The sequence below is a fragment of the Streptomyces sp. NPDC057565 genome (assembly GCF_042801455.1).
In the GTDB taxonomy this organism is placed as follows: domain Bacteria; phylum Actinomycetota; class Actinomycetes; order Streptomycetales; family Streptomycetaceae; genus Streptomyces; species Streptomyces yanii.
On the sequence record NZ_JBHVFU010000008.1, the window covers coordinates 269674 to 286416 of the forward strand.

General features: G+C 72.5%; 8 protein-coding genes. 3 read left to right on the plus strand and 5 right to left on the minus strand.

Features of this window, described 5'->3' with window-relative positions; all coding sequences use genetic code 11:
* Nucleotides 1-37 precede the first annotated feature (37 nt).
* From ACFU8W_RS19160 to fusA, 3 genes are all read left to right on the plus strand, one after another.
* The gene (locus ACFU8W_RS19160; protein ID WP_384038384.1) at nt 38-1582 is read left to right on the plus strand and encodes a cytochrome P450; all 1545 of its coding nucleotides are present in this window, start codon (nt 38-40) and stop codon (nt 1580-1582) included.
* A 133-nt stretch (nt 1583-1715) separates the two neighbouring features.
* Entirely contained in the window at nt 1716-3062 is a 1347-nt protein-coding gene (locus ACFU8W_RS19165) for a 6-phospho-beta-glucosidase (protein ID WP_384038387.1), read from the plus strand.
* 559 nt (nt 3063-3621) lie between these two features.
* Nucleotides 3622-5727, plus strand: a complete 2106-nt coding sequence (fusA, locus tag ACFU8W_RS19170; RefSeq protein WP_384038390.1) for an elongation factor G — start codon at nt 3622-3624, stop codon at nt 5725-5727.
* 544 nt (nt 5728-6271) lie between these two features.
* Here fusA and ACFU8W_RS19175 read toward each other — a convergent pair.
* The 5 genes from ACFU8W_RS19175 to ACFU8W_RS19195 form a co-directional block, all read right to left on the minus strand.
* Nucleotides 6272-8236: a hypothetical protein gene (locus tag ACFU8W_RS19175; protein ID WP_384038393.1), complete on the minus strand. Its 1965-nt coding sequence runs from the start codon at nt 8234-8236 to the stop codon at nt 6272-6274.
* 74 nt (nt 8237-8310) lie between these two features.
* The gene (locus ACFU8W_RS19180; RefSeq protein ID WP_384038396.1) at nt 8311-9501 is read right to left on the minus strand and encodes a VWA domain-containing protein; all 1191 of its coding nucleotides are present in this window, start codon (nt 9499-9501) and stop codon (nt 8311-8313) included.
* A complete protein-coding gene (locus tag ACFU8W_RS19185; protein ID WP_384038399.1) occupies nt 9498-11846 on the minus strand; it encodes a DUF5682 family protein in 2349 nt (782 codons plus the stop codon). Before ACFU8W_RS19185 ends, ACFU8W_RS19180 begins: the two co-directional genes overlap by 4 nt.
* Complete coding sequence (locus tag ACFU8W_RS19190; RefSeq protein ID WP_384038402.1) at nt 11846-12973, minus strand: AAA family ATPase; 1128 nt, start codon at nt 12971-12973, stop codon at nt 11846-11848. Before ACFU8W_RS19190 ends, ACFU8W_RS19185 begins: the two co-directional genes overlap by 1 nt.
* Nucleotides 12970-16647 carry a DUF4132 domain-containing protein gene (locus ACFU8W_RS19195; protein WP_384038405.1) on the minus strand — a complete coding sequence of 1226 codons (3678 nt, stop codon included), beginning with the start codon at nt 16645-16647 and terminating at the stop codon, nt 12970-12972. Before ACFU8W_RS19195 ends, ACFU8W_RS19190 begins: the two co-directional genes overlap by 4 nt.
* Between the last annotated feature and the right edge of the window lie 96 nt (nt 16648-16743).

Genomic DNA, 16743 nt, shown 5'->3' on the forward strand with positions numbered 1-16743 from the left:
CGCACTGATCCTTGGAAGCCTGATCCCTGGAGCGATCGTGACAACCCCTTTCCATCACCAGCCCGGAGCGGCCATGGGGCCGGTTCCGCCCCCCGAATGCCCGGCCCACGGGCTGGGCGTCGGACCCGGCGGGCTGCGCCGGTTCTACGGCCCCGAGGCCGAGCGGGACCCGGCAGGGCTGTACGACAAGCTGCGCGCCGAACACGGCACGGTGGCGCCGATCCTGCTGCACGGAGACGTACCCGCCTGGCTGGTGCTCGGGCACAGCGAGAACCTGCACATGACCCGCACCCCCTCGCAGTTCTCCCGCGACTCCCGGCGCTGGCGGGCCCTGCAGGACGGCAGCGTCGCCCCCGACCACCCGCTGGCCCCGATCTTCACCTGGCAGCCGGTGTGCGTCTTCGCCGACGGCGCCACCCACGAGCGGCAGCGAGGCGCGGTCACCGACAGCATGGCGCGCATCGACCACCGCGGCGTCCGCCGCCACATCAACCGCTACAGCAACCGGCTCGTCAACGAGTTCTGCCGGGACGGCCGTGTCGACCTGGTCGGTCAGTTCGCCGAGCGGCTGCCGATGATGGTGATGTGCGAGATTCTCGGCATGCCCGAGGAGTGCAACGACCGGATGGTGCAGGCCGCCCGCGACATGACCCGGGGCACGGCGACCGCCGTCGCGAGCAACGCGTACGTGGTCGCCGCACTGGACCGGCTCGTCCGACGCCGCCGGACCGAACCCGCCGCCGACTTCGCCACCTGGCTCGTCGAGCATCCCGCGGGCATGACCGACACCGAGGTCACCGAGCATCTGCGGCTGATCCTCATCGCCGCGTACGAGGCGACCGCCAACCTGATCGCCAACGTGCTGCGGATGGTCCTCACCGACCCACGGTTCCGGGCCAGGCTCAGCGGCGGCCACATGACGGTGCCGGAGGCGGTCGAACAGACCCTGTGGGACGAGCCGCCGTTCACCGCGGTCTTCGGCCGCTGGGCGGTCGGCGACACGGAGCTGGGCGGGCAGCGGATCAGGGAGGGCGACGCGCTGATCGTCGGCATCGCACCGGCCAATACGGACCCGGTGGTTCGTCCCGATTCGGCCGCCGACATGGAGGGCAACCGCGCGCACCTGGCGTTCAGCGGCGGACCGCACGAGTGCCCCGGGCAGGACATCGGACGGGCGATCGCGGATGCCGGCGTCGACGCCCTGCTGATGCGCCTTCCCGACCTCGAACTCGCTGTCGAGGAAAGCGAATTGAACTGGATCGGGAACATCATGTCCCGGCATCTGCTGGAGTTGCCGGCCGGCTTCGCGGCACGCTCGCCGCAGGACGACGACGAGCCGCCGTCAATGGCACGGCGCACACCGCCGCGCGAGGACTGGGAGGTGCAGTCGCCGGCCCCGCACACGACTCCCGCGCCCGATCCGGCGGGGGTGGCCGCGCAGGCCGGGCAGAGCCCTGCAGGCGGGGTGTGGACCGACGCACCGCCCCATGGTGCGTCCGCCGACCGGATCCCGCAGCAGCGCAGGCCCGCCGCACCGGCGCGGCTGTGGCATGCGGTGACACGGTGGTGGAGCGGCTCCTGACCGGGCCGTCCGCGGGGCGACATGCGTACGGGCCGGTGGAGCGGGGCCCCTGGCGCCGGGCCACCGGCCTGCGTGGTGCTGCCGTGGTGGCGGGCACGGTGCAGGCACAAGGTCCCCCGTACCATGCGGAAGCGTGAAGCTGACAATTCTGGGCGGCGGCGGATTCCGGGTCCCACTCGTGTACGGGGCGCTGCTCGCCGACCGTGCCGAGGGCCGTGTCACCGCCGTCACCCTGTACGACACGGACGCCGACCGGCTCACCGCCATTGCCCGCGTCCTCGCCGATCAGGCCGAAGGGGTGCCGGACGCACCCGCCGTCCTTGCCACGACCGAGCTCGACGAGGCACTGCGCGGCGCCGACTTCGTCTTCTCCGCGATCCGGGTCGGTGGTCTCGAAGGACGGGCCGCCGACGAAAGGGTGGCCCTCGACGAAGGCGTGCTCGGGCAGGAGACGGTCGGCGCGGGCGGCATCGCATACGGACTGCGCACCGTCCCCGTCGCCGTCGACCTCGCCCGGCGCATCGCCCGGCTCGCCCCGCATGCCTGGGTCATCAACTTCACCAACCCGGCGGGTCTGGTCACGGAGGCGATGTCCCGTCACCTCGGCGACCGGGTCATCGGCATCTGCGACTCCCCGGTGGGCCTGGGCCGCCGGATCGCCCGGACCCTCGGCGTCGACCCCGAGCGGGCCCGGATCGACTATGCCGGCCTCAACCACCTGGGCTGGGTACGCGGGCTGCACGTCGACGGCCGCGACGAACTGCCGCGCCTGCTCGCCGACCCGCACCTGCTCGGCTCGTTCGAGGAGGGAAAGCTCTTCGGCACCGACTGGCTGCAGTCACTCGGTGCGATCCCCAACGAGTACCTGCACTACTACTACTTCAACCGGGAAGCCGTCCGCGCCTACCAGGATGCGGAACAGACCCGCGGCGCCTTCCTCCGCGATCAACAGGATGGCTTCTACGCCCGGATGAAGGACCCGGCCGCTCCCGCCTTCCCGGCCTGGGACCGGACCCGCGCCGAGCGCGAGGCCACCTATATGTCGGAGAACAGAGAGGTCGCCGGGGTCGGCGAGCGCGACGAGAGCGATCTGGAGTCCGGCGGGTACGAGCAGGTCGCCCTCGCACTCATGCGGGCCGTCGCGCGTGACGAACGGACCTCGCTCATCCTCAATGTCCGTAATCGCTCCACGCTCTCCGTGCTCGACGCCGACGCCGTCATCGAAGTGCCGTGCCTCGTCGACGCGAACGGTGCCCGTCCCGTCAGCGTCGACCCCCTCCCTTACCACGCCGTCGGACTGGTCACCGCGGTCAAGGCCGTCGAACGCGCCGTCCTGGACGCGGCCGCGAGCGGCTCACGCGCGACCGCCGTCCAGGCCTTCGCACTGCACCCCCTCGTCGACTCGGTCTCGGTCGCCCGTCGGCTGGTCGACGGATACATGAGGGTCCATCCCGGACTCGCCTACCTGAACCGTCCTTGAGCGCCCGGCCCCTGCCTCCTGGCCCCCGCCTTCGGGTATTCCGTACCCGAAGGCGGAGCCGGCTGTCGGCCGCGGAAGGAGGGCGGGTGCCCCGGCCGGTGTACCGAGGAACCCGCAGCGACGTCGCCGTTCCGCACCTCCTCCTGGTGCGTACGACGACGAGCGCGCACACGCGTCGAACTCCGTGCGGAGAAAGTCGGTTTCCCGCCTGATCCCGGTTCCCTACACTGACCGGGAATCGCGCGCTACCACGCCGACGCAGCGCGCGCCGTGACGAGTGAGGGGAGCCCGGCCGTGCGCTACCGCACCGCTGTTGTTGTTCCCCGGTCACGGTATGAGGTGATCCTGGTGTCTTCGTACGCCCGGTGCCGGCTGCGCGGCCGGAACCGGATGTCCGTGACGAACACCTGACCCCTGTCAGCCCGGTGTCGAGTCAACCGGTCGGGAACATTCCGATGAGGCTGCGCCGCATCAGGGGTTCCCACGTGGCCTGACCGCGGGCCCATTCGTCCCGGAAATTGCGCTGCCCGTTCCGGATCATCCCGAAAGGCCATGGGCCGTGCGCACCAACCTGAACCGTCATCCCACAAGCCCGCTGACCGGCGTCCGCAACCTCGGCATCCTCGCTCACGTCGATGCCGGCAAGACCACCATCACCGAACGGATCCTGTACGTCACCGGGTCCACGTACAAGCGTGGCGAGGTCCATGACGGGACGACCGTCACCGACTTCGATTCCCAGGAACGCGACCGTGGGATCACCATCTTCGCCGCTGCGGTGAGCTGTGCCTGGGACGGCCACCGGATCAATCTGATCGACACCCCGGGCCACGTCGACTTCTCCGACGAGGTGGAGCGCTCGCTGCGGGTGCTGGACGGAGCGATTGCGGTGTTCGACGCTGTCGCCGGGGTCGAGCCGCAGAGCGAGTCGGTGTGGCGGCAGGCCGATCGCCACGGGGTGCCGCGCATCGCCTTCGTCAACAAACTGGACCGGGCCGGTGCCGACCTCGACACGGCGGTCGAGTCGATCCGGGCGCGGTTGCATCCGGCCCCGCTGGTGGTCCAGTTGCCGATCGGAGCGGAGGACGGATTCACGGGGGTGGTCGATCTGCTGCGCATGCGGTCGCTGACCTGGGCCCGCGACACGTTCGAGGAGGGCCCGGTGCCGGAAGCGCTGCGCGAAGAGGCGCACCGGCGCCGCCGGCTGCTGGAGGAAGCGGTGGCGGAACTCCACCCGGGCGCTCTGGAGGAGTTCTGTGCTCGGTCGACGGTCTCCGCGCAGACTCTGGCATCCGCGCTGCGCGACCTGACCCGTACCGGTGAGGGCGTGGTGGTGTTGTGCGGCTCGGCGTACCGCAACTGCGGGATCGAGCCGCTGCTGGAGGCGGCAGTGGCCTATCTGCCCTCGCCGCTGGACGTGCCGGCGGTACGCGGCACCCGGGGCGGCGAGCCGCAGGAGCGGGCCGCAGACCCGGAGGCGCCGTTCGCGGCGCTGGTGTTCAAGGTGAATTCGACCGCCACGGGGCGGCTGACGTACCTGCGTGTGTATTCCGGAACGATCGAGAGAGGAGATGCGGTGCTGGACGTCGGCGCGCGGCGCACCGAGCGGATCGGCCGGATTCTGCGGGTCCAGGCCGACCGCCACGCGGAGACGGACCGGGCGGTGGCCGGGGACATCGTCGCGGTGGTCGGGCTGAAGTCGGCCCGAGCCGGGGCCACGCTGTGTGTACCCGCAGCTCCTCTGCTCCTCGAACCGCCGACCGTCGCCGAACCAGTGGTCTCCGTGGCGGTCGAGGCCCGCAGGCGCACCGATACGGACCGGTTGGCGTCGGCGCTGGCGCGGCTGGTCGAGGAGGATCCCTCGCTTGCGGTCAGGACCGATCGCGAGACGGGCCAGACGGTCCTGTCGGGGATGGGCGAATTGCATCTGGAGGTGGCGGTGGAGAAGATCCGGCGCGCCCATGGACTGGATGTCGGCATCGGTCGGCCGAGGGTGGCCTACCGGGAGACCGTCGCGCGCGGTGTGTCGGGGCTGGTGTACCGGCATGTCAAGCAGGACGGAGGCGCCGGCCAGTTCGCCCATGTCGTCCTCGACACGGAGCCGTTGGAGTCCACCCCGGGCACGTCCGGTGACAACGGCACCGGCAGCGCTGTGGACTTCGTGTTCCGGTCGACTGTCGTCGGTGGCAGGGTGCCGCAGGAGTTCGTCCGGGCGGTGGAGGCCGGCTGCCGGGATGCTCTTGCCGAGGGGCCTCTCGGCGGTCACCCGGTGACCGGGCTGCGGGTCACGCTGACCGACGGAGCCACGCATGCGAAGGACTCCTCGGAGATGGCGTTCCGGACGGCCGGCCGGCTCGCACTTCGGGAGGCCCTGCGCGCCGGTGTCATGGTGCTGCTGGAACCGGTGGTCGAGGTCACGGTCACCGTGCCCGACGACGCCGTGGGCGGGGTGCTCGGCGACCTGGCGGCACGGCGCGGTCGGGTCTCGGGTTCGGTCGCACGGGCGGGCACGGCGGTGATCACCGCGACCGTGCCGCTGGCCGAGCTGTTCGGCTACGCGACCCGGTTGCGCAGCCGGACCCAGGGCCGGGGGACTTTCACCACCCGTCCCACCGGCTTTGCCCCGGCGCCCAGCAAGGCGCCTGACGGGATGGCGTCCCGGTGACGCAACGGCCGGCCCCGCCGAACCAGGGCGGGGCCGGACCGGCCGTCGTGCCTGCCGGCCCGGTTCGCCCTGTGCCACGGCATACCGGACCCGTGTCCCGCGCATGTCTGCGTGGACCGAGCGGGCGGCACGCAGACCGGCTGTCGTGACGGAACTCAGCAGAGGCGCCGGCCTCCGGTCGCGGCACAGGCGGTCAGGGCCGTGCTCGGCCGGGCCCGGCGTGCCCCCGCCGGGCCGCCGCGCTCACCCGGGCGCGGTTCGCACAGGCTGCGTGGTCGGTCACCGCGACGCGAGGCGCGCGTGCGGCCCGGACCGGGAGGTGTCCGCGGTGCTGGCGGCCCGGTGGGCATCGGTACCGCCGCGGTCGAACGGGCGCCCGTCGGCGCACTCCCGGAGGCTGAGGCACAGGTGAACCGCCCGCCGACGTGGGCACGGGCCGCTCCGGCGGCTTGGGCGAGAGTGGAGTTGACATGCTCCCGCACCCGCATGCCGTACGGATCTCCGGCCGTCGCCCCGGGAGAACGGGGCCGAGCCCGGAGCGTCATCAGCCTTCGGCGGCCCGGAGTTCGCTGCTGATCAGGAGGTGGAGCTGAGCCTCCAGCCAGGCGTCGGTGCGCCCGTTCTCCGGCTGCTGGTCCAGGGTGTTCAGGAACGCCCGCAGCAGTGCCGCCGCTCGGGACAGCCCGGTCCGTGACAGGGCGGTCGCCGCCGCGTCGATACGGGACCTGGCCGGTGCCGTCGGACGGAGCAGCCCGTTGTGGGCCGCGGCGGCAAGAGCGGATATCGCCTCGTCCAGCGCCTCGGTCAGCGGATCGGGTACCCGGTGCGCGGCCGCTGCCAGGGCCGTGGACCCGTCACCACGGGCCAGATCGGGCACCGTCACCCCGGCCGGGGTGAGCACCGCGATCGGGTCGATCCGGATCCCGCCGCCGGCGCGGTGCACCGAACCACTGACGTGCGTGGCTCCGCTCTCCAGCGCATCGGCCAGGGCGTCCAGGGCGCCGGGGCACTCCGGCCGGTAGGCGGACGTCAGCAGGGCGGACGTCCCCGAGACGTCCCGTACCACTGCTTCGAGGCGCTGTTCCGCGGGGTCGTACCCGACGCTTTCGATCACGGAAAGGGCGACCACCCGGACGGTTTCCGCCTCGACGCGGGGGCGGATCAGCCGCGGCGGCTGCCCCTCCCAGCCCGCGGCGAGCGCCGACAGATCCCGTACGAGCAACGGCTCGGGGAGATCCGTCCAGGCCGCGCCGACCGGGGTGATGCTCGTGGTGCCGAGGCGGCCCCGGGTGATGGTGAGGGCGCGGCTCGCCGTGCGCCGGATGCTCTCGCTGACCAGGCTTCCGGTGGCCAGCGACGCGAGGGGCGTGGACAGGACCCGGCGCGTGGCGAGCCGGTGGCCCGTGAGCTCCTGGCCGTCGGTGGCGGTCCACTCCTTGCGGAGCACCAGGACGGTGCCTGCGCCGGGGTGCGCGAAATACACCTCGGCGACGAGTGCTTCGGCCGTGCCGCGGACCCGGCAGCCGAGCGAGGTGAGCCGGACCCGGCGCAGCGGGGTGTCCCCGGTCTCCCGGGTGCCGAGGGCGCCGGGGACCGTGGCGGCCCGTCGACGGGCGTGAACCTCGGTCAGCAGAGCGGCAACCAGCTCCGGGCGGTAATGGGCACCGCGGTCGGCGTAGGCGGTGAGCTGGCCGATCAGTTCGGCGACCGCACCGGCGGGCCAGTGCAGGGACGCAGCGGTCATCGCCTCACCGGCGCGGGTCAGTGCAGCGCGGAGCACCGGACCGGCATGGGCCACGCCCTCCCGCAGCAGTTCGTCGGCGAGCGCCGCGACGGCGTTCAGTTCGGGCCGGGCCGCGGGGTGCGTGTCGGTGGAGCGGCCGCCGACCTGCACAGGGGCGGAACGGTCCTCGGTCCCCGCTTCGTCGGCGGCCCGGAACGCCCAGACCGCCAGCGTCACCATCTCGTCCCGCACCGCGGCGGACGCGTCCGTCAGCGCGTACGCGATCTCGCCGGGCACCGGGAACCGCACCGTGCAGGTGGGCAGTTCCACCCACGGACCGGGGCGGTCAGCAGTGGGGCGGTGCACCAGGGCGCCGTAGCCGCGGTCGAACGTGCGACGGGCCGCGGTGAGTGCCCGGGCACCGAGAGCCTCGGTCAGGGCGCGGTCGCAGACGCTGCCGGGCGACCAGTCACTGACAGGGGAGGGGCAGGCGTCCGCGTCGGTCTCGGCATGGCGCTGATAGGCGAGGACGAGGCCGATGAGGTGGCGGCACACGCCGGGTGCGGCGCAGCTGCAGCTGCCGTCGCCCAGACCGGCGCCGGGCGGCAGGACTGCTGTGGTGCCGTCGTCGAAGCGAGCGCTCACGGTGGTGTCGGGCCCGGTGGTGAGGGCGGGCGCCGTGCCCGCGTCCAGTTCCTTCGTGGCGCGCTTGACCAGGCCACGATTGGCGAGCGCGGCGAGCGTGTCCGGGGTGAGGGCCAGCAGGTCGGCACGGGGTGCGGACACGCTGGATGTATCGGTGCTTGCCTCCGCCGTCGTCCCGGTGCTCATCCCGGACCCTGCGTCGGTGCTCGTCCGGGTCATCGGCCCAGCCTCTCGGCGACGAACTCGGCCAGTCGGCCCGGTGTCATCGCGCCGATGTGCGCCCCCGCCTCGGCGAGTCGGCCGGCCAGTTCGCGGTCGTAGTCGGGATTCGCGTCCTCGTCCAGCGCGGCCAGGCCGAGTACCGTGCTGCCCTGTTCCACCAGCCCGCGCACCGTGCGCACCAGCCGGTAGGAGTCGCCGCCCTCGTAGAAGTCGGTGATCAGGGCGACGATCGTGCGACGCGGGTTCTCCACCAGACCCGCGCCGTACTGCACGGCCCGTGCGATGTCCGTGCCGCCGCCGAGCTGGACCCGCATCAGCAATTCCACCGGGTCGGTCACATCGGAGGTCAGATCCACCACATTGCTGTCGAACGCGACCAGGTGCGTCTTGAGACCGGGCAGCCCCCACAGGCAGGCGGCGGTCACCGCCGAGTGGATCACCGATCCGACCATCGAGCCCGACTGGTCGACCAGCAGAATCAACTGCCATTGCGTCAGATGGCGTTGGGTACGGGAATGGAAGTGCGCCCGCTCGATCAGAAGGCGCCGTTCCGTCGGCTGGTAGTGGGCGAGGTTGGCCCGTACGGTCCGCCGGAAGTCGAAGTCCCTGGCAAGCGGCACCCGGCTCGGCTGCCGGGAGCGGGTGCCGTGGAACGCCCGGCGAATCTCCGGCTGCAGCTTGGCCAACAGCTGCTTGACGACCGACTCGACGATGCGCCGGGCCAGCCGCAGCACCTGCGGGTTCATCAGATGCTTGGTGCGCAGCACCGCCCGCAGCAGGGTCGGGCTCGGCTCGACGCGCTCCAGGACCGCCGGGTCGGTGACGATCTCCTGGATGCCGTACCTCTCGACGGCGTCCCGCTCCAGGCGCTCGATGGTCTCCTTCGGGAAGAGCCGGTGGATGTCGTCGAGCCAGTCGATCGCGGTCACCGGCGAGGGGCCGTCCCCGCCCGTGCGGCGGGCGGCCGTCCCCGACCGGCGTACACCGCGCCTGGCGAGGTCGGGGTCCCGGCCGTAGAGCCAGTCGAGCGCGGCATCCCGGTCGGCATGACCCGGCCCCAGCGGGCCGGTGTGCCGTTCGGCTGCGGAGCCGAGGATCAGCCGCCAGCGTTCCAGTCCCGGGTCGGGAACCCCGCAGGGATCCTGGGCGGTCGTGTGCGTCATCGGGTCGGGCGTCGTGGTCATGGTGCGGCTCCCAGGCCGTAACGGGACAGCAGTCGGGACACGTTCTCCTCCAGGGCGCCGGCGCGGGCGATCACCAGCGGGTCCGCGGTGGTCCGCAGCAGCGTGCGCGACGAGCCGCGTACCCCGCGCCGCCGCAGCAACTGCCCGGCGATCCGTTCGCGTTCGCGCGGCGGGAAGAACGCGAACGCCTGACGCAGAGCGGGCAGACCCGACAGGAAGTCACGGTCGGGCAACGCACAGACGACGCTGTCCAGCACATCGACGAGAGACTCCGCGCCCGACCGGTCCCCGCCGCCCTCCGCCTCCCCCGTCACCTCGTCGCGGGCGAGGGCGAACAGTCCGGCCAGCCAGTCGCCGAGCGCATCCGTACCGGCCGCCGCCACCGCACGCACCGCCGCGGCGCGATCCCCGGACACCCCCGACGAGCCCCCCAGCACCCGGTGCATCCCGAAAGCGGCGCCCCGCAGATCGATCGGCGCATCCGCGTCACGGCTCATCCGCAGCGCGATCCCGGCCACGGCCGGCCGGGACACCGCAAGCAACTCCTGCGCGTGCAGCACCGCATCCCGCACAGCCACCACGGCCCGCAGCCGGGGGAGGTCCACACCCGACCCGCCGCGCGCGCCCTCCAGGAGCCACAGCAGCCGCTCCGTCGCCCTATCGATCACAGCGGCGAGCAGCGGACCGCGCGCCACCCCGAACACCCGGTCGTGCCGCCACAGCCCCAGAGTCGTGGCGAGTACGTCGCCGAGCGGCCCGACGGCCTTCAGCTCGCCGGTTCGCGCCACCAGTTCGGTGAGCAACTGCTCCGACAGCGTGCCCACCCCGCACAGCACGGCGTCGAACAGCACCTCGGCCAGTGCGTCGGCCCCGGCGGCAACGCCCTGGGTCCGCTCGGTGAGCGCGGCCGCTGCCGCCTCCGCCAGGCTCGCCCCGTAGGCCCCCGCCTCGACCAGCGCGGCCTCCCGCCCCTGTGACGGCCGAGGCTCCCACCGCTCGGTGAACACCGGGTCGATGCCGTGCTCGGGACCGGCGGTCCGACCGTGGCCCGGGATTCCCAGCACCCGCAGCCGGTGCAGTACCCGGCTCCGCTCCAGATCGGCGGCGTCGGTGAGGTCGAGGCGGTACGAGGAGCTTCCGCCGTCGAGGCCGAGTCGGCCGAGCTGCGCCGCCACATCGTGCACCAACGGCGGTGCCGGGGTGGCGGGATGCAGCCGCCCCACGCGGTCTCCGCTGCAGGCCGCGACCATCTCGACGACGGCGGGGTGGTCGCCCGTCGTCAGCGTGCCCCGGGTCGTCCATGGCAGCGGTCGGTCCAGGTCGTCCGTGATCAGGGCGCCCGCGAGGCCGTCCAGCACATCGATCCTGGCGGGCCGTGGATGGCCGCGCAGCGTCGTGAGGCCCTCGGCCAGACTGCGGGCCGCGATCAGATCGGCGGTGGAAACCGGGAACTTCCGGGCCCGCAGCCGCTCGACGACCACCCGCAGCAATGCGTCGGCGGCCGCCCGGGGACCCGACTCCCACACCTGCTGGTAGTAGCCGGGCGACGGCATGCCCGACTGATACCCGGAGAACGCGTCCAACTGCCGGAACGAGTACGGCACGAGGAAGCTCCCGGCCTGCGCCTCCTCCGGCGGAGCGGGCACCTCCGGCCACCCGTCGGCCCCGAGCGCCCAACCGTGCGCGGCGCTCCCGCGGTCCCCGCCGGATGACGCCAGGGCCCGCAGCGCCGGCTGGTGGAAGCCACCGGTCACCACCAGCACCGGCCCTTGCCCGGCGACAGCGACCGCGGCCCGCACCCACGCCGCCATGTACGCCTCCCGCGCCCGGTCGCCCGCATCCGCCTCCGCGTCCCCGCGTACCAGCGCGAAGTACGCATCGAGACGCGCGGCGAGACCGTCGTCCGGCTCCACCTCGAACAGCCGGTCCCAGAGCGCGTCCGAGGAGTCCACCGCGAAATGACGGCAGAGCCGCTCGGTCGCCTCCGCGTACCGGACCTCCGCGTCGGCGTACCGGTTGGTGCGCTCCGCGAACGCCGGATGCCAGGCCGGCAGGTCGATGAAACGGACCTCCGCCCCGGCGGCCCGGCCCGCCCGCAGTGCGACCCACTCGGGCGAGTAGTCGCACAGCGGGGCCCAGGACGTAGCGGCCCGCTGCCCGTCGCGGTAGTGGCTGAACACCGCGACCGGCAGCTCGTGTCCGAGCAGCAGTTCGTCCAGCCGGGCGTTCATCTCGGCCGGGCCCTCCACCAGGACGTGGGCGGGGCGAAGCTCCTCGATGGTCCGCTCGACGAGCCGGGCGCAGGCGGGGGAGTGGTGGCGCACCCCCAGGAAGACGGCGGACATCAGTCGGCCAGCAGGTGGCGCGCGTCGTAGAGGGCCTGCCACTGCGGGCCGCGGCGGCGCGGCACGTGCTGTTCCAGGTAGCGGCGCAGCCGTGCCAGGTCCTCCGGGCTGTCCTTGGCCGCCGTACCGGCCAGGCAGGCCACGACATCGGCCGCGCTGCCCGGTTCGCCGCGCAGGAACCAGCCGCGTACGCCGACCGCATGGGCGACCGAGACCGCTTCCGCCGTGCTCATCACCGCCGAGGGCCGGTCCGAGCCCGTCCCCGAGCCGTCGGAACCGCCTGCCCCGGCGCCCGCGCGCAGCTCGCGGAACGTACCGACCAGCACCTCCAGCACATCCCGGTCCGGCGGCGGCTCCACGCCCGAGCGCCGCAGCAGCGTGCTCACCTCGGCCTCGACGAGCGCCAGCTCGGTGTCCAGGTCGGGGATCGGGAACACCGTCTCGAAGTTGAATCGCCGCTTGAGCGCCGCGCTCATCTCGTTGACGCCCCGGTCCCGGGTGTTGGCCGTCGCGATCACGTTGAACCCCTGCCGGGCGAAGACCATGCCGTCCGGCCCGGTCAGCTCCGGGATCGCCACCACCCGTTCGGAGAGCAGCGAGAGCAGCGAGTCCTGCACCTCCAGCGGGCAACGGGTGATCTCCTCGAACCGTACGAGCCGGCCCTCCGCCATTCCGCGCAGCATCGGCGCCGGGACGAGCGACCGCGTCGAAGGTCCCTCGGCGACCAGCAGCGCGTAGTTCCAGCCGTACTTGATCTGGTCCTCGGTGGTGGCGGCGCCACCCTGCACCGTCAGCGTCGAGTCCCCGCTGACCGCGGCGGCGATCAACTCGGAGAGAAGCGACTTGGCGGTACCCGGCTCGCCCACCAGCATCAGGCCCCGGCTTGTCGCCAGGGTCACCAGCGCCCGGTCGACGAGCGACGGGTTGCCGACGAACTTCCGGCTGATGCCCGCGTCCGTGTCACCGATGATGAAGCGGCGGGCCGCCCGCAGGCTCAGCTCCCAGCCCGGCGGCCGTGGATCGCGGTCGCCGGCGCGCAGCGTGTCCAGCTCCGCCGCGTACCTGACCTCGGCCGGGGGCCGCTGCACGGAGGGCCCCGACACCTCGTCCGTCGTCTGCGCGGTCACGACGCGACTCCCTCGGTCAGCTCCGTCAGGTCGGCGAGGAGTTCGGAGACGGTCACCGTGTCGAGCCCGGCGAACCGCAGCGGATAGGAGCGGCGGGGGAAGTGGTCGCTGGGGTGATCGTCGAGCCACACCGTTTCGAGGGTCTGGTCCGGGAACATGTCGACGACTCCGACCGCGATCCCGTCGTCCAGGGCGATCACCAGGTACACGTTGTCCGCGAGCCGCTTGGAGATCCACCGCTCGACCCCGGCGTCCTGCGGCGTCCCCCGCTCCCAGCCGCGTCGCTCCAGCCCGAGCACCTTGCCGGTCGGCACTTTGAGTCCCTCGAACCGGGTCAGCCGGTGGCCATCGGCCTCTTCGTCCGTCAGCCGGAACACGGCGCGTCCCAACTGTGGGAACGGCTGCAGGATCTCGTAGTCCGCGAACACCTCGGACCAGTCGTCCAGCCGTTCGCCCAGCGCCAGTGGGTGCGCGATCCGTACCGTCGCCCCGTCGGCCGGCTCGAAGGTGTCGTCCTCGACATCCGCGAAGGTACGGTCTTCAGCCACCCGGAACGCGGTGGTCACTCCGTCGGTCTCGCTCAGCCACACCAGTCGGCGCACCAGATGCCAGAGCAGCGGATGCTGCAGGAACAGCTCCCGGAACTCGGCCATCGTCCAGGAGCGCCGTGCGACCATCGCCGCCTCCAGGCGCCGCACCTGGTCGGAAGCGATCGTCCGCACATCCTTCTTCAGCGCCATGAACCGCTTGCGCTCGGCCGGGGCCAGCTCCGCGTCGTCCCGCGCACCCGGCATCGGAAGATCCTTGCGGCGCTTGCCGTCGTCGTCCAGCACATAGGGCCGCAGCTGTTCGTCGAACGCGACGGTGAATCGGCGGGTGCCGTAGTCCACGACCGTGGAGCCCTCGGCGTCCAGTCCGAGGTCCGGCACCAGCCGGTCGGAGAGCTGCTCGCCGGTCAGCCCCAGCCCCGAGGCGACCTCGGCTATCTTCTCCTGGGCCCGGACCTTCAACGCCTTGAACTTCACCCGCTGCGAGATGCCGTGCAGATGCAGCAGTGCCACATCCGTGCCGATGGCGGCGAGCACGTCGAGACCCTCGACCGCCCGGTGGTGTGCGCCCTCGCCGGGCCAGGCGCGGATGACCGGCGTGAGCCGACGCACCGTCCCGTCGTCACCGAGCAGCCCGAGCGCCTGCAGCGTCCAGGACTCCTTGGCCGGCATTCCGGCCAGCCGCCACTGCTCGAACAGCGCCCAGGCGAAGGCGGCGAGCGACTCCGGATCCGCCGTCTCCATGAGGGCGGCAACGCCCGGATAGGTCTCCCCCGGCTTGGACAGTGCCAGCATCATCAGGGCATTCCGGACCGACTCCTCCGGCAGAGCGCCGCCGCCCCTGACCAGGATCTGCGGCAGCAGAGCGGCCTCCGCCCATTCGGGGACGACCGGCAACCTGGCGGGCAGCGCCCGCTCCAGCGGATCGGCCGCCAGCAGCTCGTCGACCACGGCCGCGGCTGCCGCGCCGTACCCTGCGGCGGCGTCGTGCACCACCGCGTCCCCGTGGACCGCGGCGATCTGCACCAGCGCCTGCTCGGCGGCGCGACGGGAGGGTCCCGCCTTGCCGACCGCGTCCGGCACCAGGTGGGCGGCAGCCGTGGCGCCGTGCCGGGTGAACCATGAACGGGCGGTCGCCGCAGTCGACTTGAGCCGTGCCGACCAGTCCGCCATGTGCCGGGCGACCGCGACATCCACATACGGCAGGAGCAGCGGGGCGATGGAGCTCGGCTGATGGGGCGCCGCGCGGAGCAGCACCGGAAGCATGTCGAGTCCGAAGCGGGCGGCGACCGGCTTCAGCGTCTCCTCGACGTCCCACAGATCGTCCGGTGCCCACTTGTCGAGCCAGGGCCTGACTTGCTCCTCCGGGCCGTGCAGGAACACCCAGGCGGGCTCGAGGCTGGTCAGCGCGTCCGTCGCCTCGTACACAGCGACCTGCTTCTCCCAGTACGGCGCGTCCTCCTGCCCGTGCTCGCGGTTGTACCAGGAGCGGCAGGTGGCCCACTCCTCCTTCTCTCCCGGAAGCCAGGACACGGTCGGCTCCGCCTCGGCCGTCAGCCCGCTGATCACCGTGGCGGTGGTGCGCTTGCGCGGCCGGGACCACGGCGGGGAGACCAGCAGCTCCGGCAGCGTGTCCGAAGCGACGTCGGCGACCCGGCCGACCGGGTTGAGCAGCGGATCGATCACCGCGACAAGGTCGGGGTCGAGCGTCGCAAGCACCGTCGTCACCACGTCGCGGTGGGCGCCGATGTGACCCGCGAGCAGCAGCCCGGTCGACTCGGCGGACCCCGGAGCCGAACCGTCCCGCACGGCCGCGGCGAGCAGTCGCAGAGCGCGGACCGGATAGCGGTGCGCCGCCCTGAACAGCGCGGCCCGGACGTGCTTCGCGTCCGAGTGGGCAAGGAGAAAGCCGAACGCCTCGTCCGACGGGAGTTCCACCAGCGCGTTCGCGAGGAACTTCACGTAGTCCACGGAGTAGTTGTCGCTCAGACGGACGGCCAGCAGCGGCGCGACCGCCGTTCCGATGCCCTCGGCGACCGTGCCGACCGTTGCGGCCGACCAGGTGTAGCCGACGTGCCTGCCCAGTTCGCCGACCTGCTCGGGAGCGTTGAGCGAACAGAACACCATGGAGCGCAGGGTGCCGTCGCTCTCGCCGGTCACCTGCGGGTCGGCGCAGAGCTCGGCCACCCACTCCGTCTCGCTCGGCACCAGGTACGACACGACGATCCGGCGCACCACCTCGTCGCGGCAGCCGCCGAGCGCGGCGACCGCGACCCCGTAGGTCTCCTCGTCGGTGGTGGCGAGGAGCGCGCGGACCCGGTCGGCGGCCGGTCGTCGCGCCCCCGACCAGTAACCGCCGCGACGGGCCGTCAGCGATTCCAGCCACGGGTCGTACCGGCGCCTGCCTTCCTGGGTCCGGTGCGCCTCGACCATGAACAGCTCCACCACCGCCCGGGCGGCGAACGGCAGCCCGTACTCATGGACCCAGTGGTCCGCCCACGCCGCGTACGTCAGCGGGTGAAGGCCGACCACCGAGGCGAGGACCGCCGCACCGACCGGATCGGGGCTGCCCGCCAGATGTGCTCGGGTGGCCTCGACAAGCCGGTCGTCGCTGCGGGGAGCCGCCAGGAATTCGGCGATCCACTCGCGGTCCTCGGAGAGCCTGAGCTCCACCGAGTCCAGCGTGTCCTGCGCGATCCTGGCCGTCGCGCGCCGCACACCCCCGCGCCTCGGGTGGAGATGGCGCCGCCAGACGGCCGGCAGCTCGAAGGTGTCCTCGTCGGGAAGGGCGCCCGGAGTCCCGTCCGACACAGCGCCTTCGGCGACCACCGGGGCCGGGCTCACCGCTGATGCCGCCCCGCCCACCTCGCGGTACCCCTTGCGTTCCTTCTCCGCGATCGTCCTGCGCAGCTGTTCCTGCGCGGCGTCCGCCGACGCGAACTCCTTGGTCTGCGTCCGTCCGTCGCTGCCGACCCGCCCGTACCGCACCGTCACCACGCCGCCGTCGGCCCCGGTCTCCCAGAACTTGGACGCAGTCCCCTCGACGTACTCCCAGCGCCGCACCGGCCCGCCCCTTTCACATCCGGACAGCCCGCTTCCGACGGGCTTCTCGATCAGTGCTGCCACACTAGTGTCCTGAGTCTTTGATTCGGTTTAGATATCCGGTGAGGCGTTCGAAGATCTCGTCGGCGGTCTTCGTCCAGACGAAGGGCCTGGGGTTGT